The organism is Methylobacterium sp. J-001, from assembly GCF_022829565.1.
Lineage (GTDB): Bacteria > Pseudomonadota > Alphaproteobacteria > Rhizobiales > Beijerinckiaceae > Methylobacterium.
The window spans coordinates 14850-38474 of record NZ_JAKSYN010000026.1 but is presented as its reverse complement, the minus strand read 5'-3'; the positions used below and the strand labels follow the sequence as shown (position 1 = coordinate 38474).

General features: G+C 67.2%; 19 protein-coding genes and 3 pseudogenes. 6 read left to right on the top strand and 16 right to left on the bottom strand.

Going from position 1 to position 23625, the window contains the following annotated elements:
- Nucleotides 1-47: 47 nt before the first annotated feature.
- Nucleotides 48-734, bottom strand: a complete 687-nt coding sequence (locus MKK65_RS01255; protein ID WP_058193373.1) for a class I SAM-dependent methyltransferase — start codon at nucleotides 732-734, stop codon at nucleotides 48-50.
- A gap of 842 nt (nucleotides 735-1576) precedes the next feature.
- On the opposite strand from MKK65_RS01255, the gene MKK65_RS01250 reads away from it, so the two are divergent.
- Complete coding sequence (locus tag MKK65_RS01250) at nucleotides 1577-2359, top strand: lytic transglycosylase domain-containing protein (protein ID WP_243954677.1); 783 nt, start codon at nucleotides 1577-1579, stop codon at nucleotides 2357-2359.
- 236 nt (nucleotides 2360-2595) lie between these two features.
- Nucleotides 2596-3672: a tlde1 domain-containing protein gene (locus MKK65_RS01245; RefSeq protein ID WP_243954619.1), complete on the top strand. Its 1077-nt coding sequence runs from the start codon at nucleotides 2596-2598 to the stop codon at nucleotides 3670-3672.
- A gap of 720 nt (nucleotides 3673-4392) precedes the next feature.
- Here MKK65_RS01245 and MKK65_RS01240 read toward each other — a convergent pair.
- The 3 genes from MKK65_RS01240 to MKK65_RS01230 all read right to left on the bottom strand — a co-directional run bounded on the left by MKK65_RS01240 (nucleotide 4393) and on the right by MKK65_RS01230 (nucleotide 7102).
- On the bottom strand, nucleotides 4393-5127 hold the full coding sequence (locus MKK65_RS01240) for a DUF3750 domain-containing protein (RefSeq protein ID WP_243954675.1): 735 nt from the start codon (nucleotides 5125-5127) through the stop codon (nucleotides 4393-4395).
- 81 nt (nucleotides 5128-5208) lie between these two features.
- On the bottom strand, nucleotides 5209-6129 hold the full coding sequence (mdcB, locus tag MKK65_RS01235; RefSeq protein ID WP_243954617.1) for a triphosphoribosyl-dephospho-CoA synthase MdcB: 921 nt from the start codon (nucleotides 6127-6129) through the stop codon (nucleotides 5209-5211).
- 124 nt (nucleotides 6130-6253) lie between these two features.
- On the bottom strand, nucleotides 6254-7102 hold the full coding sequence (locus tag MKK65_RS01230; protein ID WP_243954615.1) for a glycosyltransferase family 2 protein: 849 nt from the start codon (nucleotides 7100-7102) through the stop codon (nucleotides 6254-6256).
- A gap of 74 nt (nucleotides 7103-7176) precedes the next feature.
- Here MKK65_RS01230 and MKK65_RS01225 point away from each other — a divergent pair, with 74 nt between their 5' ends.
- Nucleotides 7177-8586 carry a class I SAM-dependent methyltransferase gene (locus tag MKK65_RS01225; protein WP_243954613.1) on the top strand — a complete coding sequence of 470 codons (1410 nt, stop codon included), beginning with the start codon at nucleotides 7177-7179 and terminating at the stop codon, nucleotides 8584-8586.
- Nucleotides 8587-8590: 4 nt separating this feature from the next.
- Here MKK65_RS01225 and MKK65_RS01220 read toward each other — a convergent pair whose 3' ends face one another.
- The 12 genes and pseudogenes from MKK65_RS01220 to MKK65_RS01165 form a co-directional block, all read right to left on the bottom strand.
- Nucleotides 8591-9547: an aliphatic sulfonate ABC transporter substrate-binding protein gene (locus MKK65_RS01220; protein WP_243954611.1), complete on the bottom strand. Its 957-nt coding sequence runs from the start codon at nucleotides 9545-9547 to the stop codon at nucleotides 8591-8593.
- Nucleotides 9548-9592: 45 nt separating this feature from the next.
- Nucleotides 9593-10375 (bottom strand): ABC transporter ATP-binding protein, encoded by a 783-nt coding sequence (locus MKK65_RS01215; RefSeq protein WP_243954609.1) that lies wholly within the window; start codon nucleotides 10373-10375, stop codon nucleotides 9593-9595.
- Nucleotides 10376-10437: 62 nt separating this feature from the next.
- Nucleotides 10438-11208: an ABC transporter permease gene (locus tag MKK65_RS01210; protein ID WP_243954607.1), complete on the bottom strand. Its 771-nt coding sequence runs from the start codon at nucleotides 11206-11208 to the stop codon at nucleotides 10438-10440.
- Nucleotides 11209-11222: 14 nt separating this feature from the next.
- A complete protein-coding gene (locus MKK65_RS01205) occupies nucleotides 11223-12203 on the bottom strand; it encodes an aliphatic sulfonate ABC transporter substrate-binding protein (protein WP_243954605.1) in 981 nt (326 codons plus the stop codon).
- Nucleotides 12204-12314: 111 nt separating this feature from the next.
- Nucleotides 12315-13106 (bottom strand): annotated as a pseudogene (locus tag MKK65_RS01200) (ABC transporter ATP-binding protein).
- Nucleotides 13100-14104 carry an ABC transporter permease gene (locus tag MKK65_RS01195; RefSeq protein ID WP_243954603.1) on the bottom strand — a complete coding sequence of 335 codons (1005 nt, stop codon included), beginning with the start codon at nucleotides 14102-14104 and terminating at the stop codon, nucleotides 13100-13102. The pseudogene MKK65_RS01200 and the gene MKK65_RS01195 overlap by 7 nt, the downstream one beginning before the upstream one ends.
- A gap of 8 nt (nucleotides 14105-14112) precedes the next feature.
- Complete coding sequence (locus MKK65_RS01190) at nucleotides 14113-15213, bottom strand: ABC transporter substrate-binding protein (RefSeq protein ID WP_243954601.1); 1101 nt, start codon at nucleotides 15211-15213, stop codon at nucleotides 14113-14115.
- Nucleotides 15214-15513: 300 nt separating this feature from the next.
- Nucleotides 15514-16749 carry an acyl-CoA dehydrogenase family protein gene (locus MKK65_RS01185; protein ID WP_243954599.1) on the bottom strand — a complete coding sequence of 412 codons (1236 nt, stop codon included), beginning with the start codon at nucleotides 16747-16749 and terminating at the stop codon, nucleotides 15514-15516.
- Nucleotides 16749-17060 carry a hypothetical protein gene (locus MKK65_RS01180; protein ID WP_243954597.1) on the bottom strand — a complete coding sequence of 104 codons (312 nt, stop codon included), beginning with the start codon at nucleotides 17058-17060 and terminating at the stop codon, nucleotides 16749-16751. Before MKK65_RS01180 ends, MKK65_RS01185 begins: the two co-directional genes overlap by 1 nt.
- Before the next feature lie 33 nt (nucleotides 17061-17093).
- Nucleotides 17094-17873: pseudogene (locus tag MKK65_RS01175) on the bottom strand (MetQ/NlpA family ABC transporter substrate-binding protein).
- A gap of 42 nt (nucleotides 17874-17915) precedes the next feature.
- On the bottom strand, nucleotides 17916-18581 hold the full coding sequence (locus tag MKK65_RS01170) for a methionine ABC transporter permease (protein WP_243954595.1): 666 nt from the start codon (nucleotides 18579-18581) through the stop codon (nucleotides 17916-17918).
- Entirely contained in the window at nucleotides 18571-19704 is a 1134-nt protein-coding gene (locus tag MKK65_RS01165; protein ID WP_243954593.1) for a methionine ABC transporter ATP-binding protein, read from the bottom strand. Before MKK65_RS01165 ends, MKK65_RS01170 begins: the two co-directional genes overlap by 11 nt.
- Nucleotides 19705-20142: 438 nt before the next feature.
- Between MKK65_RS01165 and MKK65_RS01160 the strand changes: the two genes are divergently transcribed.
- The 3 genes and pseudogenes from MKK65_RS01160 (at nucleotide 20143) to MKK65_RS01150 (ending at nucleotide 23518) form a co-directional block, all read left to right on the top strand.
- On the top strand, nucleotides 20143-21129 hold the full coding sequence (locus MKK65_RS01160; protein WP_243954591.1) for an aliphatic sulfonate ABC transporter substrate-binding protein: 987 nt from the start codon (nucleotides 20143-20145) through the stop codon (nucleotides 21127-21129).
- A gap of 4 nt (nucleotides 21130-21133) precedes the next feature.
- Nucleotides 21134-22177, top strand: coding sequence for an LLM class flavin-dependent oxidoreductase (locus MKK65_RS01155; RefSeq protein ID WP_243954590.1), 1044 nt, complete (start codon nucleotides 21134-21136; stop codon nucleotides 22175-22177).
- 13 nt (nucleotides 22178-22190) lie between these two features.
- Nucleotides 22191-23518 (top strand): annotated as a pseudogene (locus MKK65_RS01150) (LLM class flavin-dependent oxidoreductase).
- The last annotated feature ends 107 nt before the right edge of the window (nucleotides 23519-23625 follow it).

The window sequence follows — 23625 nt, the reverse complement described above, 5'->3', positions numbered from 1 at the left end:
TGCTTCTCCAATCGATCGTGGGTGGGCTGGTAGGAAGAGTTTCGCGATCAGGCGTCGCGCTTGCGCAGACGAATGAGTGAGAAGTGGCCGAGTGGCGGCAGCGGGCGGCGCTCGACGACTTCCACCGGCGCAGTCGCTGCCCAGGCAGCGTAGCGCTCCCAGGAAAACTCGGTCCGCCAGCCAAGGCGGCTGGTGATCGGCATCAGCGTGTGCTCGATCAGGCGGCGCAGGCCGCCCTCGGCCCCAATCCGGGTGGTGATGACGATCTCGCCGCCGGGGCGAAGCACCCGGGCGAACTCGTCGAGAGCCGCCTCCGGGTTCGGCACCGCGGTCACGACGTACTGGGCGACGACGACGTCGAAGGAGGCATCCGCAAAGTCGAGATGCTCGGCATCCATCACGGCGAGTCGCTCGACATTGCGCAGGGCCAACCGGGCGACGCGGGTCCGCGCCTTCTCAAGCATCGGTGCCGAGATATCGATGCCGACGATGGCGGCCGCCCGGCGGTATGCCGGGAGCGACAGGCCGGTGCCGACACCGACCTCGAGGACGCGGCCCCCGATCCGCTCGGCCGCGGCCGCCGCCAGTGTCCTACCTTGAGCGAAGACCGGGCCGAACACGACGTCGTAGACGGGCGCCCACCGGCCATAGGCCTTGGCGACGCCGTCGCGATCGAGGTCGGGGCCGAGTGTCGCCGCTCGCGGCGAACCGGTGCTGTGCGTTCCGAGGGCCATAGGGTCCTGTCTCTCGCTGGCTGTCAGGCTGAGGCACCCGGCCGCCGGCCTTGTCGCGGGCCGAAGGATCCGGGATTTGAGGGAAAGGCCGGGCTCAGGCCCGGATTCGGATCACGCTGGATTGGAGCCCGGTCGCAGCGCCGCGGATCCGGCGACGGCGAATGGGTTGCTGCGGCCGCTTTCAGGGGCGGGATGCGGACGATCCGCCGAGGCATTCAAACACATCGTCAGGCCGTGATCAGATGATACGGCGGCCGTAATGGCGCAAAACTAAGCGGAACGTCATCGGCACCACACCGTTTCACCGCGTCGATCTTTCCGCCGGCAAAACTATGATTGTCTTTTGACGGTGTTGTGACATCACAAAAGGGTCTTTTACCGACATGCGCTTCGCTGGCAAAGCTTTGATGGCGGACGAACACGGTCTTGAGTGCTCGAAGGTCTTCGTACGCTCGCCGAGGGCGGTTCCGGATCGCGCTGCCATCGAGCTCGCATTCAGCGCCTTGATGGGACGGGCGCGTTGACGCCGATCCGGTATCCACCTCAGCGGCCAGCGTTCCAGCGGGCGGATACGGCGATCCGGAAACGGCGCCATCGGCACCGCCACAGTTCGGGAGGTGCCGATCGCCGGCGAGCAGCCATCTTGTTCACGATGATGAGAAACCACAGGCCCGGACGTCTCAGCGGTCCTGCGGGCTTGCGTTATGATCCGAATACCACAATGCCGGCGGACGGTTTGTCCGACATCATCTCGCCCCGTTGTCGACGAGATGTTCCCCGGTACTCGGTTGAAGACCATGGCGCGGCCTAGCGCCGAAGGAGTGTTTCGCGTGATCGAACAAATGCGGCGTATGACCCTGGCTGTGGCGGCAATGGCCGGGCTCGCCGGAATGGCCGGGCAGGCGGAGGCCGCGCAATGCGGCAACACGGCAGCTGGGTTCGAAGCCTGGAAGCGGGACTTCGCGCAGGAGGCGCGTGGCAAAGCCAGCGCATCGAGCTTGGCCGCCCTCGAAAGCACGAGTTACTCCACCGCCACGATCTCGGCCGATCGCGGCCAGCGCAGCTTCAAGCTGTCGCTGGATCAGTTCCTGGCCAAGCGGGGCGGCCCGACCATCGTGGCGAAGGGGCGTCAGCTCAAGCGCACCAACGCCGCCCTGTTCGAGTCGATCGAGCAGCGCTACGGCGTCCCCCCGGGCCCGCTGCTGGCGATCTGGGGCATGGAGACAGGCTTCGGTGCGGTCCGTGGCAACGTCAACACCCTCTCGGCGGTGGCGACCCTGGCGTATGATTGCCGCCGCTCCGAATACTTTACGGATCAGCTCTATGCGGCCCTCACCCTGGTCGATCGCGGCCTGCTCTCGCCGAGCACCCGCGGCGCGGCTCACGGGGAAGTCGGCCACACGCAGTTCCTGCCGAAGAACGTGCTTGCCTACGGCACCGGCGACTTGAACAATGTCGGTGCCGCCCTGTCCTCGACCGCGAACTTTCTGAAGGCGCATGGCTGGCGCCCCGGAGCCGGCTACCAGCCCGGCGAGCCGAACTTCGTCGCGATCCAGGGTTGGAACGCCGCACCGGTCTACGAGAAGGCGATTGCCCTGCTGGGCAAGCAGATCGACAACGATTGAAGTCTATTCGCGGGCGGACGCGCTTCAGAATTGGAGCGCGAAATCTTTATCCGCCCCAAAATGGTCTTGATCGGCCCGTGATCGACCACGCCGATGCCCCAGAAAAGCCGGCCCGACCCCGCTGTTTCAGCTCAGCGGGGCCGGCCGGCTCATCGAGAGGCGCTGTCGGCTTGTCCGAGCCGCGGCGACGATGATCCGGCAGGCGTCCGCTCCGCGACGAGAGCATGGGCGCCCGCATGGCTATCGACACCTTGCCCCTGGACGGCTCCACCACCCGGATCGGCCGCCGTTCCTGCGCAGCCCCGTTGGCCGTCCTGACCGCTGCCGTGGCTCTGGCCGCACTCGGGAGCGGCTGGCCGCATTCGGGACGCCCACCGGCCTCCACACTGGTCATCCCGGATCGCGACGTCGCGAATGCCGAATCACGGTCTGAGGCTGCCCCCCTGGCGGCGAACCCTGAGCCTTCGGCGACCGAAGCCTGGCGCGATGCCACAGGCGGTCCCTTGTCCCGCTGGGCCTGGACGCAGGTCGAGCTGCCGTCGCTGCCATCGATCGCGGACGCAACGCCGACCCCTGATGCCGAGCCGCCGCGCGCGGCGATGACCGTGCCCCTCCCAATTCCGCGTCCTCCCGAATTTCGATCCACGCGCGGTCCTGACCCGGCGCGCAGGGCCGACCGGCGGATCGCGCGTCGCGAGCTTCCGCCCGTCGCGATCCCGCCCCGGGAGGACGACCGCTCGTTCCTTGAGAAGCTGTTCGGTGTCGAGCGCGCCCCCGCGCTCGCCTATGCCGCCCTTGAGACTCGGCCCGCGGATCTCGTGCCGCAGCGCCGCATCTCGCCGCCGCTCGCTCCCAAGGATGCGCGTCCGACGGCCGGGACGGCGGTCTACAACATCGCGGCCCGCGTGGTGACGCTGCCGAGCGGTGAGCGCCTGGAAGCGCATTCCGGCCTCGGCGAGGGTTTCGACGAGCCGCGCCTCGTCAACGTGCGGATGCGCGGCCCGACGCCGCCCGGCACCTACGACCTCAAGGAGCGGGAGCAGCTGTTCCACGGTGTACGAGCGATCCGCCTCACACCGGTCGGTGGCCCTGAGGCTGTCTACGGTCGCGACGGCCTGTTGGCGCATACCTTCATGCTCGGCCCGCGCGGCGATTCGAACGGTTGCGTCTCGTTCCGCGACTACGATCGGTTCCTGCAAGCGTTCCTGCGCGGCGAAGTCCAGCGCCTCGTGGTCGTGGCCGGCACCCAGGATCCGCTGCCGAGCCTTGCCGAGACGCCCATGCGCACCCGCATGGCCCGCAACGGCAATTGAGGCGGACCGATCCGGGGCTTGCTATCGCGATTGGCTGTGCAGCAGCGCTTCGACCGACGCCAGGAAGCAGCTGCGCTCTTCGGGTGGCGCCTGCCGCAAATGGGCTTCGACGGGATTGAGAAGATAGGACTCCGCCTCGACCTCAGAACCATGGGTCGATCGCGAACCGGAACCAGGACCGAAGACGACCGACACCGATACGCCCAGGGCTGCTGAGATACACGCAAGCCTCTCCGTCATCGCGGTGTCAGCCCCATCGGGGTCTGGTGCCATGAACGCGTCTCCCGATGGCTCGCGCGTCCGGTGATGGAATACCGGCCGCCGTATGTCGGCAGCCCCTCAAGATCGTCTGGGAGAACTCACTCACCCTGCATTGGCACTTATGGATAGACGGCCACATCGGCCATTGAGTCCACGGTGGGCAGGCTAGTCATTTTATGCTGATTGCAGTTCGCGCCGATCATCCCAATCCGAGTCGCCGGCTGACGTCGGGCGGCGGCAAGGATATGAAATGGCAGCCCTGCACTGAAATTCGCGTTGATCGCTGCAGAGGATGTCTCCGCTTGGCCCGTCCGTATCATGGTCGGCGTGGCAAGCCGGTCGATCGTACCCGCTCTGCGGGTAATGACGTTCACGGCCGTTTCGCTCAGCTACCGGGCCAAGTGCGACAGGCACCTGAGTAGCTGTTGCGGACAGACAGCACGATCTTCGCCGAAGGTTTCAGATTCCCAAACGTCCGATCGCTGGCAGCTTGATTCCGGGGCGGCGGAAGTCGATTCCGGCGACACCGCCGAGCAGGTTCAGCTCCAAGCCTTCGACCCAGGCGAACGTGAGGCCGACGTAACCGCCGAGATTGATCCGAATTCCTGTGCCCGAGGGCGTCCGCCCGATCCAGCGCCCATCGTAGGGAAAGTCCTTGCCGATCGCCGTGGCCGGGAGGCTGGCCCGCATCTCCGGCACCGCTGCCATCACGGCAGCGACGAACGTGTTCGAGTTCGGTCCCGGCCAGACCACGTAATCCCCGGGGCGGGCATAGCGGTACTCGGCTACGGCCTTGCGAATCCGCGGAAGCATCATCTCCGCTTCTGGGCCGTCCGCGGCGAACACGGTCTCGGGTGCGTTCCCGAACCAGCGCCCGTCCGGCACGAAGCGGTCGATCCAGATCGGCTGGCCCCAGGCCGTGTAGTCGAAGCGGCGGTAGCGGCGCTCTCCGCTACCCTTGATGACGATCCAGCTATGGGTCGCGACGATACCGCGCCAGCTCACCGTGCGGGCGGAGTAGATTCGGACCACGGCCCCGGGATTGGTCTCGGCCGGCGGAAGGAGGCCGGCGCTGGAACGGTCGGCTGAGCGCCAGTCGCCGTCCGCACGCAGCCAGTACCGGGTTGCTGAGACAGCAATCGGCACAAGGAAAAGGATGACGAGCGCGAGAAGCGCGAACCTGATCAGGGACACGAGATTGGCCGGGGCGTGACGGAAGACGGGTCCGATGTAGGAAGCGGTCACGCCTGTTCCCATGCGGCCGAACGGTGCGGATCACGCGGCGTGAGACAGTGCTTCAAGGAACAGCGTCGTGGCGAGCAGGTCGGCACAACCGCCAGGGCTCAGGCGCGCTGCCACGAAGTTGCGATGGATTGCGATGGCACGGTCCCGCCAATCCGGCGTCGCGATCCCGCCGGCCTTGAGGAAATCGGCCGCCGCAGCCCGCGCCCAATCCAGCCCATCAGCCCCGCCGCGGTGGAGCAGGTTCGTGTCGTCGACGACGGCCAGCAGCGCGAAGAAGCAGTGTACTCGTGCGGCCTCGGGATCGTCCGGCGCCCGGGCCCGACCGAAGCGCAACGCCGGCAGGCCCACGGCCCGGACGGTGGGAAAGCCTGCGGCAGCTTCCGCACGGGCCCCCCCAACACCGTAGCGGCGCGCCGCTCGACCACCATGGCTCTCCATCGAGGTGGGCGCCCGAGCGATGGCACCGCCCCATAGGCAGCCGACGGCCTCGGCCCACGCATCGGCAGAGGCGCAAAACTGTCCGGCCGCGCCCGCGGCGGCAGAGATCAGACCCAGCGAGAAGATGGCGCCGCGATGCGCGTTGACGCCGCCCGTCGCCGCCAACATGGCCGCCTCGGCCCTCAATCCGATGGCGCGGAGTCCATCCATGTCCTCGCCGCGTTCGCCAGCGGCGAAGAGGTCAGCGAAGTACGGCCGGATCGCCGCTGCGCTGCGACGCAGGGTTTCGGCATCCATGTCGAGATGGCTGCCGGAATCGACGGGGCTAACCAGCCCGGGCTTTGGCCAAGTTTCCAATTCATCGATCAGGGCGGCGTGGGCGAGATTCGCAACGCGCTCGGGCCGGAGCTTCGGAGCATGCGGCTTTTCCTGAACGCGCAGATCGGAAATGCGGTTTCTCCCGCGCAACGTCGAGAAACATGACACACGGGCCATCTCGACCGGCTGGAGCAACCGGTCGTGACGGGCATGCTGCTACGCACCTCCCGCAGAGCCGTCAATTCGGCCGCTTCGCCTGAGAGCCCCTGTGGTCGACCGCGGCACCTGTAAGGGCTGGCTTCGAGCGCGTCTCCGTCGGTTAGAACGTTCCGACGAAGCGGTCTGGCAAGTGCCACAGATTCGGCGCCTGGGCCCAACTCTTGCGCTCGATTGCATCGGCGAATATCCTCTTCGTTGTTTCGAAAAGATCTTCACCACGGCGCAACTGAATGCGTGTCCGCGTAAGTCCGGTAATATCCGACTTCATATGATCCAGAAACGTCGTCGGCTCGATGGCGTGATGCGAGTCCGGGATTCCGACCGGTGCGGCGGCGTTGCGCTTCTTCTGGCGCTCGAACAAGATGTCGTTGTCACAATGGGCCAGGTGGAACAGGAACAGGTCGTCGAATTTTGGCCGATGATCGTGGACCACGCAGTGGAAGCCGATATGCCAGTCCGTACGCTTCGAGATCAGTGTTGCTTTGCAGAGGGTCGATATTGGGCGGACGTAGGCTCTCTGTAGCGATACGAGGCGTTGAAGATCGATCGGCGCCTCACCCTCGACGTGGCGGACATCGGAGCCGAACAGGTCGAGGATCGGCGGCACATCGCGCGCCGCGATGTAATGCGACAGCGATGGCGCCACATCCGGATCGACGACGATCAACTCATCCGCATCGGCGAAGAGCACGCACTTGAATCCGATGAACAAAGACGCACAGAAATCGCGGATCGTATTCACGCGCTCCCATTCGTCGAGGGGCGTTCGCGGCAGCCGAATCAGGTTCGCGTTGATCCCAATGGTTGAGCCGTCGACGGATCCATGATCGAGAACATAGCAGTTCTCGGCTCCGACCTGCCGGTCGTAATGCCTTAGCCAGAGCGGCAACATCGTTTTCTCGTTGAACGCCATGGTGACCACGGCGAGAGGCCTTTTCTCCACCGACATTTCCCTTCGACACGGCATTTGATAATCCGCCCCCATCGTACGCGGCGGGACGCTAATTAGGAGCTAAGCTGGATATGGAGCGAGCGCCGCAACTTCTACGATCTTTGAATAAAGATGCGCGGATCATTGAGATCGGCCCGAGCTTCAATCCCCTTGCCCCTAAACGTGACGGTTGGACCACGATAGTGGTCGATCACGCTTCGCGTGATGAATTGATCGCGAAATATCATGACCAGGCGATCGACCGGATTGAGGAGGTCGACATCGTCTGGACCGGCGGTTCCCTCGCCGACGCTATCCCGAGCGATCAGCATGGAACGTTCGACGCGTTCATCGCCAGCCACGTCATCGAGCACACGACCGACATCGTAACGTTCCTGCGTGCTGCGCAGACGCTGCTGAAACCAAACGGCGTCGTGATCCTAGCCGTCCCGGACAAGCGCAAGTGCTTCGACTTCTACCGACCGCTGTCGGCGACTGCCGAAGCGATCACGGCCTTCTTGGAGCGACGCGACCGGCACACCCTGCGGACGCATATCGACTACGCTCTCAACATGGCCTTGAAGCCAGGTGGGATCGGGGCCTGGGACGCCAGCGACATCCAATTGGCCGAGCCGGTCAATCCGATCACCGACGCGCCGCAATGGCACGCCGCCGCGCAGCGTCCGGATTATACCGACGCCCACGCCTGGGTGTTCGTACCGTCGAGCTTCAGCTTGATGATCCTGGAATTGTCTTTGCTCGGCTATCTCGACCTGAGGGTCGAGGACCTTCAGGAACGGTACGCCACGGAATTTTTCGTCTGGCTTCGGAAGGGCGCGCCGCGGCTCGCAGCTGAAGAGGCCCGGAGCGAACGCACCGTCCTGATGCAGCGGGTGATCGTGGAGCTGGCTGATCAGGCGCGCCAATTGCCGGACGGGCCGCTGGGTGAATCCGCGGCTCTCCTGCGCGATCAGCTTCTGAGATCCGAGTACCGCACGCAGGCCCTACGCAGGGTTCTCTCGGCCGTGCAGGCCAGCCTGGGCTTACTCGGTCTGAACCGTCGACGCTTTCAGCAACAGATCGCGCTGGCGGGTCACGACGTCCCGGCGAATGCCCTGGCCCCGATCCAGCACCACATCCTGCTGAACGAGGCGACGAAGATCCTGAACCGCCGAAAGCCCCCCGATGGTTTGACGGTCGCCGACGATGGCGATCCGGCCATGGCGGAGAACGCGGTCCTTGTCGTGCCGCTCGGTGCCGCGCAGTTCCGCGATCCGCTGCTGGCCGCCGAACTCGCGCGGGAGCGGCAGCGGTCGCTCGCCGTGCGGGTCGTGCTCGACGCCGTGCTGAAGAGCCTGCGCTCCCGGTCCTGGGACAAGAAGCGCTTCAAGGCGATCATCGCGAAGGCCGCCCAGGAGACGCCCACCGTCGGTCCGGAAGCGGTGCGCCACGCGGTGCTTGCGGAGGAGAGCCGGAGGGTTCTGGGCGTGCCGCGCGCCTAGCGGGTCAACGCACCGGCGGCGCCCAGATCGGGAGTGCGGATGCGTCCACCGGCCGGGGCAGGAGGCCTTCGGTCCGGAAGGCGTCGGCAATCTTCTGCTGCTCGGAGAGGCCGGCCCGGGTGACCGGCTCTACGTGGTAGCTGCGGTGCGCGTTCGCCCGCCGGATCACCTCGGGCTCGATTTTCCAGAGCGGCGCCAGGCTTGAAGCCGCTTCGTCCGGCTGCGCCTTCACCCAAGCGCCGGTTTCGGCCAGCTGGCTGAACAGGACGGCCAGCACCGGGCTGTTGGCGGCCACGTAAGGATCGGCCGCAAGATAGTAGCGTTTGTACAGGGACAGGCCGGCACCATCGCGCAGAACCCGCGCACCGGATTGCTGCCGGGCGGCGGACAGGAACGGGTCCCAGGCGACCCAGGCCTCGACACCGCCGCTTGTGAGCGCAGCCCGGCCATCGGCAGGCGTCAGGTAGGCTGGGGTGATGTCCTTGAAGGTCATGCCGGCTTCCGAGAGGGCAGCCAGCAGCAGGTAATGGCTGCCCGCGCCTTTGGTGACGGCGACGCGCCGGCCGCGCAGATCCGCAACCGTCTTGGCGGGCGAGCTCTCGGGCACCAGGATGGCCTGCGCGTCCGGGGAGGGGGCTTCCTGAGCGATGTAGGTGATCCGAGCGCCCGCCGCCTGCGCGAAGATCGGCACCGTGTCGGCCACGTCGGCCGAAACGTCGATCTGCCCGGCATTGAGAGCTTCCATGATCGGAAGCCCACTCGTGAATTCGTGCCAGGACAAGCCGGTCCCGAGCGGTGCCAGCGCCTTCTCCAGGTTGCCGTTCTGGCGCAGCAGCGCGATGAGCGTCGAGGAACGCTGGTAGCCGATGCGCAGCGTCGTGGCTGCCCGGGCTGTGCGGGGCAGCGGCACGAGGGCTGCGGCGGCAAGGCCGGCGATCAGGTTTCGGCGAGAGGCAGGCATCGTGTCATCCGGGATGGGAGCAGAGTGAGGACGTAGGGAGAGGATCTACCACCACGTAGCACGGTCCTCAGGGGCAAGCGGCTGATGGGCTGCGGCCGGACGCAAAGAGCGGTCGAGGGCAGCCATCACGCGGCGGACCGCATTCTCATGATGAGCCGCAACGGGATCACGTGGGCGGGCCGGCCCGATAACGATGGTTTCGTCGAGGCGGCCCGGCCGCGGGCGCATCACCACCACCCGGTCAGCCAGCGTCACGGCCTCACCGACATCGTGGGTCACAAGCAGGATCGTCGGCTTCGCCTCGCCCCACAGGTTCAGGAGCTGATCGTGCAGATCCCTGCGGGTGAAGGCATCCAACGCGGAGAATGGTTCGTCCAACAGCAACACGCGCGGATTGGTCACGAATGCCCGGGCGATGGCGACCCGCTGCTGCTGCCCACCGGACAGCTCGCGCGGCCAGCGGTCGGCATGCTCCGCCAGACCGATCCGTTCCAGTGCCCCGACGACCCGGCCCCGACGCTCGGATCCGGTAAGCCCGGCAAGGCCGAAGCCGACATTGTCCGCGACATCAAGCCAGGGCAGGAGTCGCGCTTCCTGGAAGACGACGCCGACATCCGGATGCGGCTCGCGGATCGTCTCGCCGTCGACCTGCACGCATCCGACGCTCGCTTGGTCGAGTCCCGCGATGAGGCGCAGCGGTGTCGTCTTTCCGCAGCCCGAGCCGCCGACGAGCGCAACGATCTCCCCCGGGTGCACCGAGAGGTTGATCCCGGCCAGGGCTTGCGTGCCATCCGCGTAGGTTTTGGAAAGGTCATCGACGATAAGCACGGGGATTTCTTATGTGAGCGATTGTAGTGATGGGCCGGGCGCGTGGTGCAGGGTCTCGCCCGTCACAGGCTCTCCCGTTCCGTATCCTGCCAGCGCGTCAAGGGCCGCGTCAGCGTCATCAGGACCAAGTCGGCCAGCTTCCCCGCCGCTGCGAAAGCGATGATTGCGGCGACGATCTGGTCCGGTTTGCCGAATTGCTGGCCATCAACCAGAAGGTAACCGAGCCCCTCCGAAGCGCCCATCAGCTCTGCCGCCACAACGAACAGGAAGCCGAGGCCGAGTTCCGGGCGCAACCCGACCAGCGTCGCAAGCAGCACCGCGGGCAGCAGGATCCGCCTGGCGAGGCCAAAACGCGACAGCTGGAAGATACGTCCGACTTCGATAAGCTTCCGGTCCACCGAGGCGATCGCCCCCGAGACCCCGACATAGACCGGGAAGAAGACCCCTACGGCGATCAGCAGCACCTTCGGCGTCTCGAGGATTCCGAACCATAGGATGAAGAGTGGAACCCAGGCCAGCGACGGCACAGCTCGCAAAGCCTGCAGGCTTGGATCGAGCAGCCAGCGCAGAGTCGGAAGCGTCGCCACGAGCCCACCCGCCAGGATCCCCACAGCGGCTCCCCAGAGGAAGCCGAGTCCGACCCGGATCAAGGTCGCCTGGACATGCATCAGCAGGTCCCCCGAGGCCGCGAGGTCCAACAGCGTCGCGCCGATTCGGCTCGGTGGCGGCAGCAGCCGGCCGGAGACCAAGCCGGTATCGATCGCGATCTCCCAGCCGATCGCCAGGGCGAGCGGAAGGACGAGCCCGAGGCCGACACGGCCGCCCTGCTGCATCAGAGCCCCGGCCGTCAACGTGCGGCGACGGGGTTGAAGCCGGAATCGAGCAAACCGCGCACCGCCGCAGTGACATCCGTACCGGCGGGGATCACGCCGGCCTGCTGAAGAGCGAGGCCGGCCGCCTCGATGGACTCGGCCTGTGCCGGCCCGATCATCGGCTTTGATAGGTCGGTGCGCTGGAGCTGGCGAGCGATCACAGGTTCGGGCAGCTTGGTCGCGGCGACCAGCGCCGCCGAGAGGGCCTGCGGGTTCGCCAGCGCGTAGGCGCGCGCCCGCTCGTAGGCTGCGATCACTGTCCGGACGAGATCGGGGTGGGCGTTCGCGAAGTCCTCACGCACACCGAGCAGACCCCAGGTGTTGGCCGCCGGGTCACGGTAGAACAGGACATCGCCATTCTCGATCTCGGCCGCCGCCATCAAGGGATCCAAGCCGGCCCAGGCATCGACATCGCCCCGGTCAAGGGCCGTGCGCCCGTCCGGATGCTGGAGCAGGACGAGCTTTGCGTCCTTCTCCGTCAGGCCTGCGCGCTGAAGCGCGCGGATGAGGAAGATATGCGGATCGGTACCGCGGGTGACGGCGATACGCTTGCCCCTCAAGTCGGCGGGCTTAGCGATGCCGGTGTCCTTGCGGGTGACCAACGCCGTCCACTCCGGGCGCGAGAAGGCGTAGACGGCTCTAAGCGGGTTCCCGTTGATCCGCGCGACCAGCGCAGCCGCGCCCGCGGCCGAGCCGATATCGATCGCGCCGGCATTCAGGAATTCGAGCGCCTTGTTGGAGCCGAGCGATTGGACCCAGCGCACCCGGATACCCTTCGGCTTGAGGGCCTCTTCAAGGAAACCTTTCTCCTTCAGAAGTAGACCGACGGGATTGTAGGTTGCCCAGTCCAGGCGGATCTCCTTCGGATCCTCGGCCCGGGCCGCAGGAGCGAACAGGCTAGTCCCCCAGATCAGGACGAAGCCGGCAGCCAGGAGGGATCGGCGTGAGCGATGCATGGACGGAACCTGGTCTCGGCGAAGCGTGTGGAAGGCGTTTACGCACGCGGTCACGGCGCGCGGCCCAGAACGTGAGGGTCGCTTGACCGCGCACCGCAATTGCCCGCGCGATCAGGTAACCTGACCGAGAATCTCCAGGATCGTCCGACGCAGCCGAACGAGGTCAGGATCATCCCGGTGACGTGGATAGGGGGCCTCGACTGGCAACTCGGCTCGGATCGCGGCCGGACGGTCACTGAGCACGATCACCCGCTCGGCCAGGATCAAAGCTTCCTCGACGTCGTGGGTGACGAGGACTGCGGTGAAGCGCTTCTCCTGCCAGAGCCGCAGGATCTCCGCTTGCATCGCCAGCCGGGTTAGCGCGTCGAGCTAGCCCAGCGGTTCGTCGAGGAGCAGCAGGCGCGGCTCGTTGACCAGCGCCCGGGCCAGAGCCGCTCTTTGCGCCATGCCGCCAGAGAGCTGGTGCGGATAGGCGTCCGCGAAAGCGGACAGCCCGACGAGCCCTAGTGCCCGATCGATGCGCGCCGCGCGATCCGCCCGGCCGACGCCCTGGGCTTCAAGCCCCAGCGCCACGTTTCCGCGTACAGTCCGCCATGGGTAGAGGGTCGGATCCTGGAAGACGAGCAGCCGGGATGGGTCCGGCCCTTCGACCAATTGACCACCCACGGTAATGACACCCTGGTCCGGAGGCTCCAGCCCGGCCACCAGCCGCAGCAAGGTGGATTTTCCGCAGCCCGAAGGGCCGAGCAGCGCGACGAACCCGCCTGGCGCGACAGTGACACTGACTTGGTCGAGCACCGGCAAAGGCGCGCCGCGGATATCGAAGGCGTGGCTGACGGCCTCCGCGTGCAGGCTTGCACCGCGAGCCTGGTCCGTATGTCGCTGCAGCGTTGCGGCTACCATTGCACCAGCCCCTTCTGCCAGGCGAGCAGGCGATCGCGCAGGCGGAACAGCAAGGTGATCAGCGACGAGCACATCAGGGCCATCACGATCAGCGCCGCGTACATGTTCGCGTAGGCTGCCCAGCCCTGACCCCATTGCAGGTACCAGCCGAGGCCCGACTTCACGCCGAGCATCTCGGCCACCACCAGCACCGCGAAGGAGCCGCCGAGCCCCATGAACAGGCCGACGAAGACGTGCGGCAACGCCGCCGGGATCGCCACCCTTAGGACGAGGAAGCTGGGCGAGGCGCCCAGCGTCCGCGCCACGTCGAAATAGGCTTTGTTGACGCCGGCCACCCCGGACCAAGTCAACACGGTAACAGGGAAGCCTGTGGCCAGCGCGACCAGAAAGGTGCTCGCCGACCACGAGGTCGGAAAGACGAAGAAGGCTAGCGGCAGCCACGCCGTCGCCGGGAGCGGGCCGACGAAGCGCAGAACCGGATGCGCCCAGTAGCCCACAGCCTTGGAGGTCCCGATGGCGACGCCGAGCACGAAGCCGAACCCTGCCCCGATGGCGTAGCCGCCGGCCAGCAGGATCAGCGAGTTCAGCGTGCTGCCGCCGAGTCTCGGCCAATCGTCCAAAAACACCTCGAGGATGGCCTGGGGCGGCGGAAAGAACGGCATCGGCAAGAGGTCGAATTTCGCCGTGACGACCTCCCAGGCCAACAGGGCGATGGCCAGTGCCGAGAGCCACGGGCTCCAGTGCTGCAGCCGCGCCCCGAACCTGCCGAGCCTGGCACCGAGCAGCCCCAACGGCAGCAGACCCAGACCAATGACCGCGGCGCCGTGCGCGAAGGCGGCCGTCCTTGGGAAGTCGCCGGTCTCCGGCAGTGCCAGCGTCAGCCCGGCGAACGCGAGCCAGACGATACCGGCCGCAAGGACCCGCCAGGGAGGGACAGGCACATGCGCTCGAGCAGTGGCGACGCGCGGGGCGGTGACCGCGGTGATGCTTCCGGACATGACGTTCCTCAGCCCAGCACATCGGCGTAGATCCGCTCAGCGAATTTCGCTGTGTCGGTCGAGCGCTTCAGAACGTTCACGAGCTTTAATTCATCGCCGTAGAGGGCGAGCTGCTGCTTCAGCCTGCCGCCCACCGGGCTGTCGCCGTGTTGCTGATTGCGGAGCATCGCGGCCAGATCCTCGACTGAGCCTTTGCCTCCGTAGCCGGAGAACGCCTTGGCGGCCGCCGCGGGGTTCTCGTGGACGGCATGCCCGCCCTCCAGGATCGCCCGGGTGAGGGCAGCGGCAACCGGCCGGTCGTTCCGGAGCAGGCTGCCGCGGACCGCCACGACGCAGCAGGTGCGGTCTGCGTAATCTCCGGACAGATTGGTCGCCACTTCAGTGAAGCGCTGATCCTTCAGCCAGATCCAAGTTCGCGGGTCGCCATCGGCCAGCGCTTGCGCTTCTCCCTTTTGCACCGCCAAGTTCAGCAGATCGGCCGGGTATTGCCGCCAGTCGACGCCGCTGTCCGGGTCGATGCCGGCCTTGGCCAGTTGCAGGCTGAAGAAGTTCTTGGCCGGACTTGCTTGGTCGCTGATCGCGATGGTCTTGCCCTTAAGGGACGGGATGTCGGTGATCCCGCTCGCTTTGTCGGCCAGCAGCCTCAGGCAGCCGCCATGCAGGCCGGCAGTAATCTTGACGTCGAAGCCCTGTTCCAGGGGTTTCAGCCAGCGAAGGGCCATGCCGATCCCCGCATCGGCTTTGCCGGTCGCGATGGCTTCCAGAAGCGCCTCCGTGGCACCACCGAAATTGACGAAGTCCACGTCGAGGCCATGCTTGGCGAAAATGCCCTGCTCCTTCGCCAGCGGCGCAGCGGCTGTGCAGATCGCGGTGGCGTTCCAGGCCAGCTTGACCGGCCGCAGCGGGGTTGTCGGGCCTACCGCAGCGATGGGGCTGCAGAGGGGGCCGGGATTGAACGGCGCACCGGGCCCCGGGGCCCAGGCCTGGCTCGCGCTCAGGCCCAGGCCGAAGGGCGCGGCCATCGCTCCAGCGCCGGCCCGCAGCAGCAGGCGACGCGAGGGCCATCGGCCCGGGTCCATGGTCCTCGGATGTAACGGGTCCTCGATCATCGCACGTCTCCGGCCGCGCGACCGCGCGGCAAGGTAGGCCGACGCACGACACGGCTAGACTGCGTGGCCGAACTCTTCGTGCATCATCAATGTAGGAAAGTGATCCCGTAAAGGATCAACGACTTTAATATTCTATCGTTGGAGCGCTGAGTCAACGAAAGCGTTTTCTGATCTTGCCGTCGACCCCAAAAAATTATTGCCTTGCTTGCCTTAGAGGCAGGAAGATCTCAACCGCCCTCCATCGAACGGCTTCTGGTCCCCAGATTCGATTCCAGCACCGCTCCGAGGCGGGGAATGATGTCAGGCCGCGCCAACGCGATACTGACGCGGCGGCTCGGTGCCGTTCACCGCGAAGGCGCCGACGATCCTGTCCCGGTAGATCCGGGGGTTGTGCGAGGCGATGGTGCGGGCGTTCCGCCAATAGCGGTCGAGCCCGAGCCCTTGCTTGACCGCCGAGGCGCCCAGTGCGTCGAACAGGATTGTCGTCGCTTCAAGCACCAGATTGGTGACCACGGTGACCGCTTGGTTGACCTCGACATCCGCCAGGGCGGTGGCGCGCTCCGCCTCGGACTCGGTGCCCCGGCTGTCCGCGTCCCGATGCAGCTCATAGGAGCGCTGGAGCGCCTCCGCCGCTTTCAGCGCCACGGCCGCGGCCGCGTAGGCGTTACCACGAACCCTGCCGACCACGGCCAAGATCTGCGGATCGTCGGCGGTCCGGCCGGCATTGCCAAGGCTGTAGACGCGTGTCCGCTCGGCGACCAAGCGTTCGACATCCTCGGCAGCGGCGCGCCCGATCCCGGCGAGCGTGGCCAGATGGACGAGTTGAAAGAACGCCATCGCGTAGGGGAAGCGCGCCGGGTCCGGCTTGATCAGATCTGGAGACAGAACGACGTCATCGAACCGGATCGTGCCGCTCGCAGTGAGCGCCTGGCCGAACCCGTCCCAATCGTCGACGATCTCGACGCCCGGCGCTCCCGTCGGGACGGCGGCGACGATCGCGGCGCCGTCCTCGTCATCGGCCGAAAGATGGATGTAATCAGCGAACAGTGACCCGGTGGTATAGAATTTCTTGCCTGACACGACCCGCTCGGCGCCCCTGTAGCGGACCACCGTATCGAATTGGCCGACCTTGGCCGGACCGGCCTCGGAGACGCCGCTGCCCACAGTCTCGCCGGCGGCGAGCCGGGCGATCCAGCGGGCGCGCCAGTCCGGCGCGGTCGAGCCGAGCACGTCCTCGGTGAAGCCGAAATGGGCCCGCAGGGCGTTGGTCACGTTCGAATCGGCCTGCGACAGCTCGATCAACAAATTGAATAGCTCGGGCAGGCTGGCGCCGTGGCCACCGGCCTCGACCGGCAGGCGCAACGTGGTGAAGCCGACCTCCTTCAACCAGCCGATCTCGGCATGAGGCAGGCGGTGCGTGCGGTCGCGCTCGACCGCCGTGGCGCGGATCTCGGCGAAGGTGGGTCGGAAGCGAGCGGCCAGATCCTCGTAACGCTCACTCGGGCCAGCGCCCCAACCCGCATCCCGCTGCGTCATCACCCGAGCATCCCATCTTGATCGTCGCGACCGATGCCGGAGAGCGTTCGGCACGAGAGGCAAGATTTCGCCAAGTCGAGCCGCGAACTCAAGCCGGCGCGCAGGAAAAACGGCCGCCCGCGATCGATTTGGAACCGTGATCCCTCGATGAAGGACAGTGTGAGCACGTGTTTCTTTCGATAAGCTTCGATGGAAAACAAGATTCTCGCAAGACGGCTCGATCCTTGGCACATGTCGGCCTTGTCAGGTTGCCGCGCCACTGCGTTTCCGGGCCGGCCAAGCCGCCTCACGGTCGAAAGCGGGATGTCCATCGGGGATTTCGAAGGCCCGTGCCCGCTCAGCCGCTACCAGCTCGGCAGGACGGTGCTGCCAAACGTCGTCTCGATGAATGCCTTGACCTCGGGGCTGCGATAACTCTCCACGAGCGCCTTGACCCACGGCTAGTCGCGGTCGGCCTCGCGGACCGCCAGGAGGTTCACGTAGGGCCCCTTCGGTTCCTCCTTTAGGATCGCGTCCGAGGGTTTCAGGCCGGCCGGCGTGGCGAAGTTGGTGTTCACCGCGGCCGCGTCGACATCGTCCAGCGACCGGGGCGTCTGCGCCGCATCGACCTCGATGAACCGCAGTTTGCGCGGATTCTCGACGATGTCGGCCACCGTTGGCTTGAACCCGGTTCCGGCCTTCAGCTTGATCACGCCCTTGTCCTGCAGAAGCAGGAGCGAGCGGCCGCCATTGGTCGGGTCGTTCTGGATCGCGATCGTGCCGCCGGTCGGCACCGCGTCGAAACTTTTGTGGCGCTTCGAGTAGATCCCGAGCGGGAAGTTCACCGTCGTGGCGACGCCGACGATTCTGTAGCCGCGATCGGCCTTCTGGTTGTCGAGGAAGGGCTGGTTCTGGAACGAGTTCGCTTCGATCTCGCCGGCCGACAGCGCCTCGTTCGGCACCACGTAATCCGAGAACTCGATGATCTGCAGGTCGAGGCCGTTGCGCGCCGCGACGGGCTTCGCCGCCTCCAGGATCTGACCGTGCGGCCCCGGCGTCGCGCCGATGCGGACGCGATTCAGGGCCTCCGCGTGCCCGGCGCCGGGCAGCACGAGGAGGGCGGCAAGCACCAGGCGACGCAACATGGCAGGCGGTCTCGCGATTTCAGGGTCGAACGGGTCTGCGGATCAGCTCTGGCGGTGGCGCCGGTTGAGGCGGCGCGCGAGGCGCTCGCCCGCACTCTGGAACACCTGCACGAGCACGATCAGGACGACCACGACCGCCAGCATCATGTCGGGCCGGAAGCGCTGGTAGCCGTAGCGGATGCCGAGATCGCCGAGCCCGCCGCCGCCGACCGCGCCGGCCATGGCCGAGTAGCCGACCAGCGACACCACCGCGAGGGTGAGCCCCAGGACGATGCCGGGCAGCGCCTCCGGGATCAGCACCTTGCGGATGATCTGCGCCGGGCTTGCCCCGAAGGCCCGGGCGGCCTCGACAAGCCCGTGATCGACCTCGCGGATCGCCGCCTCGACCAGCCGCGCGATGTAGGGCGTGGCCGCAACCGTCAGCGGCACGCTGGCGGCGTAGGTCCCGATCGAGGTGCCGGCGACCAACCGGGTGAACGGGATGATCGCCACGACCAGGATGATGAAGGGCGTCGAGCGCGTCGCGTTAACGATCATCCCGAGGGCAGCGTTGACCGTGGGCGCCGCCAGCAGCTCGCCCCGCCGGCTCGTCGCCAGGAACACCCCCAGCGGCAGGCCGAGCAGCGTACCGATGGCGGCCGACAGCGCCACCATGGTCAGCGTGTCGGCGGTGGCCTGGACCAAGAGGTTGATGAGTTCAGGCGACACGGGCAGCCCCCTGCGCAACGTCTTGGGCGACCTCCTGGGCCGGCGGCAGATAGCCGAGAAATTCGGCCTGAAGGCTGAGCCCGGCGAGATAGGCCTGGGCCCGGGCCGTGACGTCCGGCCCCGGCGACAGGCCGAGAGCCAGGGAGCCGAAGCGCTGGCCGGCGATCTCGTCCACCGCGCCCGCCAGGATTACCGCCTCGATCCCGGTCTCGCGGGCCAGCCGGGCGATGATCGCGGTATCGGCCTGCGCTCCCCGCAGCGAGAGACGCAGCACCGGCACGCCGCCTGGACGCGGATCAGCGGAGATCCGCTCGGCCAGCCCGGCCGGCAGGTCGAGCCCGACCTCGCCGGCAAGAAGGCTGCGCGTCACCTCGGCCTGTGGCCGGGTGAACACCTCGTAGACCGTGCCGCGCTCCACGATCGCGCCGCGGTCGATCACCGCCACGTCGTCGGCGACCGCCCGGATCACCGACATCTCGTGGGTGATCAGCACGATGGTCAGGCCGAGGTCGCGGTTGATCCGCTTTAACAGGGCCAGGATCGACCGGGTGGTCTCCGGGTCGAGGGCGGAGGTGGCCTCGTCCGAGAGCAGTACGTCGGGCTCGGCGGCGAGCGCCCGGGCGATGCCAACGCGCTGCTTCTGGCCGCCCGAGAGTTCCGCCGGGTAGCGGCCGGCCTGCGCCTCCAGCCCGACGAGGGCCAGCAGTTCGGCCACACGCCCGCGGATCGCCGCGCGTTTCCAGCCCGCGATCTCAAGCGGCAGGGCGACGTTGTCCGCCACATTGCGCGACGACAGCAGGTTGAAGTGCTGGAAGATCATGCCGACCCGGGCGCGCACCCGTCGCAGCTCCCGCTCGGGCAGGCTCGAAACCTCTGCGTCGCCGACGACCACCCGCCCAGCGCTCGGCCGCTCGAGGCCGTTGATCAACCGGATCAGCGTCGACTTGCCCGCGCCCGAGCGCCCGATCACCCCGAGGATCGTGCCGGACGGGATTGCGAGGTCGATACCGGAAAGCGCCGTGACCAGCGCCGCGCCTTTCCGCGCCGGATAAGTCTTCGAGACGCTCTCGAACTGGATCAACGGCGTGTCGGACGGTTTGCGAGGCGACGGCAGGGTGGGCACAGCCTGTGGGTACTCCTCGATCGGGACCTGGCGGTCCGCAATGCTGTCGGATCTTCCGGAAGCGATCTGTATGACGGTCGACGCGCAGACGGGTCAAGGAAAGGCGGGCACATAGTTTCCCGGCTCCATAGAACGTCTTTTCATGCTGTGCCGTATCATTGAAACAAATTTCCCACCCGAGCCGATGGCCGGCCGAGCTCGGAACGACAGAGCTTCATACCGGCTCACAGGACACGTCGTTTGCCGTGGTGTTCGTTCTTCGTCCCGTCATTTGCGAAGTCGGACTGTTCTTCGAACCGCTGCGAATTTGAAACCTTGTTTTCTTGATCGTCGCGCGCCGGCGGGCTTCAATAATAGGCACCCGATCTAGCAGCCGTCGCACCCGTGATTTCGGTTCCTGCACGTCCGCGAACGGGGGCTCACCGACCGGAGACCACGATGACCGACGACACGCCCGCAGGACGGTTTCCGTCCCGCCGGACGCTCCTCAAGGCTGGCCTCGGCGCTGCGGCGCTGTCCTTCGCGTCGCCCTCGGTGCATGCGGCGGCGCGCGAGGTGAAGATCAGCATGCAGCGCTCGTCGGTGCTGTTCACGATCCTCAAGGTGAAGGGCACCCTGGCCGAGCGCCTGGCGCCGCTCGGCTTCACGCCGACCTGGCACCTGTTCACCAACGTCCTCGAACCGATGAATGCCGGGGCGGTCGACATCCACGCCGACGTCGCCGACTCCATACCGATCTTCACCCAGTCGGCGCGGGCGCCGCTGACCTTCTACGCCCGCGAGCGCGGCGCGCCGGCGGCCGAGGCGATCATCGTGCCGGCGGATTCGCCGATCCGCACGGTCGCCGACCTGAAGGGGCGGACGGTGGGTGTCTCGCGCGGGTCCGGCAGCCACTACGTCCTGGCCGCGGCCCTGAAGCGAGCCGGCCTCGGCCTCGACGACATCCGGCCGGCCTATCTCCAGGCGCCCGAGGGGGCCGCCGCCTTCGAGCAGGGCAGCCTCGATGCCTGGTCGATCTGGGACCCGTTCCTGGCCTTCGCAGAGGCCAAGCGGCCGGTCCGCATCATCGCGGACGGATCGGGTCTGACCAGCTACCACCGCTACTACCTTGTAAACGACAGCTTCGTGGCCGCCCATCCGGAGGTGGTCGCCACGGTGTACCGGGCGCTGGTCGAGGCGGGGCAGTGGGCGAAGGCCAACCCGGACGTGGCGGTGGCGCTGCTGGCCCCCGTCTGGGGCGACCTGCCCCCCGCCGTGGTGGCGGCCGCCAATGCCCGGCGCACCTACCGCGTGGAACCGGTGGAGCGGGCGCAGCTCGGCGAGCAACAGGCGATCGCCGACATCTTCCTCGAAGCCAAGCTGATCCCGCGCCGGATCGATGCAACCGCTGTCCCGATCTGGACGCCGCCGGCGGTGAAGGGCTGACCCGATGGCCGACGCACCCCGTTTCGGCATCTGGGCCGCCGTCCACGGCTCTCGGGCCGCCCACCACGACCCCGACGAGCCGGACGACGCGAGCTGGGAGCGCAACCGTGCCCTCGTACTCGAGGCCGAGGCGCTGGGCTTCGATTCGGTGCTGGTCGCCCAGCACACGATGAACCCCTACGACGCGAGCCGCGACCAGCTCGAAGCCTGGACCGCCGCGGCGGCGCTGGCCGCTCTGACCCGACGGATCGAGATCATCGCGGCGATCAAGCCGGGGCTCTACCACCCGGTGGTGCTCGCCAAGATGGCCCTGCAGATCGAGCATATCAGCGGCGGCCGCTTCGCGCTGAACCTCGTGAATGCCTGGAACCGCGCCGAGTTCGAGCGGGCCGGCCTGCCGTTCCCGGCCCATGACGACCGATACGCCTACGGGCGGGAGTGGATCGTCCTGGTGGACCGGCTGATGCGCGGCGAGCGCGTCAGCTTCTCCGGCGCACATTTCCAGGTCCAGGATTATCAGCTGCGCCCCGCCGGTAGCTACCGGCCGCGGCCCACCATCTATCTCGGCGGCGAATCCGAGCCGGCGCGGGCGCTGGCAGCCGACCACGCCGATGTGTGGTTCATCAACGGCCAGCCGCTGGACGACGTTCGCGGGTTGATCGCCGACGTCTCTGGGCGCCCTGCCGCGAACGCCCCCCTGCGCTACGGGCTGTCGGCCTTCGTCATCGCCCGCGAGACCGACGCGGCGGCCGAGGCTGAGCACAACCGCCTGCTGGCTCTCGCGCAGCGCGACGCGGACCTGCGCGCCGACACCCGCGCCCGGACCGATACGGCAAGCGTCATGTTCGCCAAGACCGACGCGGCGGCGGGCCGCCATGTCGGCACCAATGGCGGCACCGCGGCCGGTCTGGTGGGCAGCTACGAGACGGTGGCGGTCCGGATCCGCGCCTTCCATCAGGCCGGCATCGAGTTGTTCATGCTGCAGTTCCAGCCGTTTGAGGCCGAGATGCGCCGGTTCGCCGAGCACGTCCTGCCACGCGTCCGCTGAGCCAGGGATTCCGATGAGCGCGCGGCGCGAACTCCACCTCAACGTCAACCTGCTGCATTCCGGCGTCTATCCCTCCGCCTGGCGGCTGCCAGAGAACCGGCCGGACGCGTTCGTCGACATCGACCATTACGTGCGCGTCGCCCGCATCGCGGAGCGCGGTAAGCTCGACGCAATCTTTCTGGCCGACACGCCTGCGATCAACGACCGGATCGATTACCGGCCGTTCATGGCGCTCGAACCGACGATCGTGCTGGCGAGCGTGGCCGCTGCGACCACCCATGTCGGTCTGATCGCCACCGCCTCCACCAGCTACAACGAGCCGTACAATCTGGCCCGGCGCTTCGCGACGCTGGACCTCGTCAGCCGTGGCCGGGTGGGCTGGAACGTGGTCACCACGGCGGACGCCGCCGCGGGCCGCAATTCGGCTTCGCCGGGGTGTCCGAGCACGGCGCGCGCTACGCCCGCGCCCGGGAGTTCACGCAGGTCGTCCACGCCCTCTGGGACAGCTGGGAGGACGATGCGCTGGTGGGCGACAAGGCGAGCGGACGCTTCGCCGACAGTGCCAAGGTCCACGCCATCGACCATCGCGGCCCCCATTACAGCGTCGCCGGGCCGCTCACCGTGCCGCGCTCGCCGCAAGGCAGGCCCGTGACGGTGCAGGCCGGCGGCTCGGAGGATGGCCGCGAACTCGCCGCCGCTACCGCCGACGCGGTGTTCTCCCTGGCTCAGACCATCCCGGAGGGCGCGGCTTATGCCGCAGACCTACGGGCCCGCGCCGTGCGGTACGGCCGGGATCCGGCCACGATCGTCGTGCTCCCAGGCCTCGCCACGGTGATCGGCGGTACGGAAGCCGAGGCGCGTCGGCGTCGGGACGAACTCTGGGAGCTCGTGCCGCGCGAGTACAGCCTGGCCCGTCTGGCCGGGACGCTGCGGATCGCCCCAGAGCAGCTCGACCTCGACAAGCCGTTGCCCGACCCGCTGCCCCTCCCGCCCGACGCCAACCACACGATGTTCATCGGCACCGTCGCGCTCGCCCGACGGGACAATCTGACGGTGCGCCAGCTGTTGCGGGCCCTCGGCGGCGGCGTCGGTCATCGCATCATCGTCGGTACGCCCGAGCAGATCGCTGACGACATCGAAGCCTGGTTTCGCGCTGGCGCCGCGGACGGATTCAACTTGATGCCGGATGTGTTGCCCGACGGCCTGGAAACCTTCGTGGACCACGTCGTGCCGATCCTGCAGCGGCGCGGTTTGTTCCGTCGGGATTACGAAGGGACGACGCTGCGCGATCATCTCGGTCTCGAACGGCTTGCCTGGACATCCCCGTCGAGCCACCGCTGAGAGCCATGGCGCAAACACATCGGTAGAGTGGTGACGGCGAGACACCGGACCGCATCCACGACAGAACTATTCTGCTCGGATCGGCCAACTCAGCAGCAGGATTCCGC

What these genes read in the sequence shown, in the direction of transcription:
- MKK65_RS01220 (WP_243954611.1), bottom strand. Translation starts at nt 9,547, where the DNA reads ATGCCTGCCTCTCGCCGAAACCTGATCGCCGGCCTTGCCGCCGCAGCC.
- MKK65_RS01230 (WP_243954615.1), bottom strand. Translation starts at nt 7,102, where the DNA reads ATGTCGGTGGAGAAAAGGCCTCTCGCCGTGGTCACCATGGCGTTCAAC.
- MKK65_RS01205 (WP_243954605.1), bottom strand. Translation starts at nt 12,203, where the DNA reads ATGCATCGCTCACGCCGATCCCTCCTGGCTGCCGGCTTCGTCCTGATC.
- MKK65_RS01250 (WP_243954677.1), top strand. Translation starts at nt 1,577, where the DNA reads ATGCGGCGTATGACCCTGGCTGTGGCGGCAATGGCCGGGCTCGCCGGA.
- MKK65_RS01195 (WP_243954603.1), bottom strand. Translation starts at nt 14,104, where the DNA reads ATGTCCGGAAGCATCACCGCGGTCACCGCCCCGCGCGTCGCCACTGCT.
- MKK65_RS01210 (WP_243954607.1), bottom strand. Translation starts at nt 11,208, where the DNA reads ATGCAGCAGGGCGGCCGTGTCGGCCTCGGGCTCGTCCTTCCGCTCGCC.
- MKK65_RS01160 (WP_243954591.1), top strand. Translation starts at nt 20,143, where the DNA reads ATGACCGACGACACGCCCGCAGGACGGTTTCCGTCCCGCCGGACGCTC.
- MKK65_RS01245 (WP_243954619.1), top strand. Translation starts at nt 2,596, where the DNA reads ATGGCTATCGACACCTTGCCCCTGGACGGCTCCACCACCCGGATCGGC.
- MKK65_RS01190 (WP_243954601.1), bottom strand. Translation starts at nt 15,213, where the DNA reads ATGATCGAGGACCCGTTACATCCGAGGACCATGGACCCGGGCCGATGG.
- MKK65_RS01180 (WP_243954597.1), bottom strand. Translation starts at nt 17,060, where the DNA reads ATGGACATCCCGCTTTCGACCGTGAGGCGGCTTGGCCGGCCCGGAAAC.
- MKK65_RS01155 (WP_243954590.1), top strand. Translation starts at nt 21,134, where the DNA reads ATGGCCGACGCACCCCGTTTCGGCATCTGGGCCGCCGTCCACGGCTCT.
- MKK65_RS01225 (WP_243954613.1), top strand. Translation starts at nt 7,177, where the DNA reads ATGGAGCGAGCGCCGCAACTTCTACGATCTTTGAATAAAGATGCGCGG.
- MKK65_RS01185 (WP_243954599.1), bottom strand. Translation starts at nt 16,749, where the DNA reads ATGACGCAGCGGGATGCGGGTTGGGGCGCTGGCCCGAGTGAGCGTTAC.
- MKK65_RS01255 (WP_058193373.1), bottom strand. Translation starts at nt 734, where the DNA reads ATGGCCCTCGGAACGCACAGCACCGGTTCGCCGCGAGCGGCGACACTC.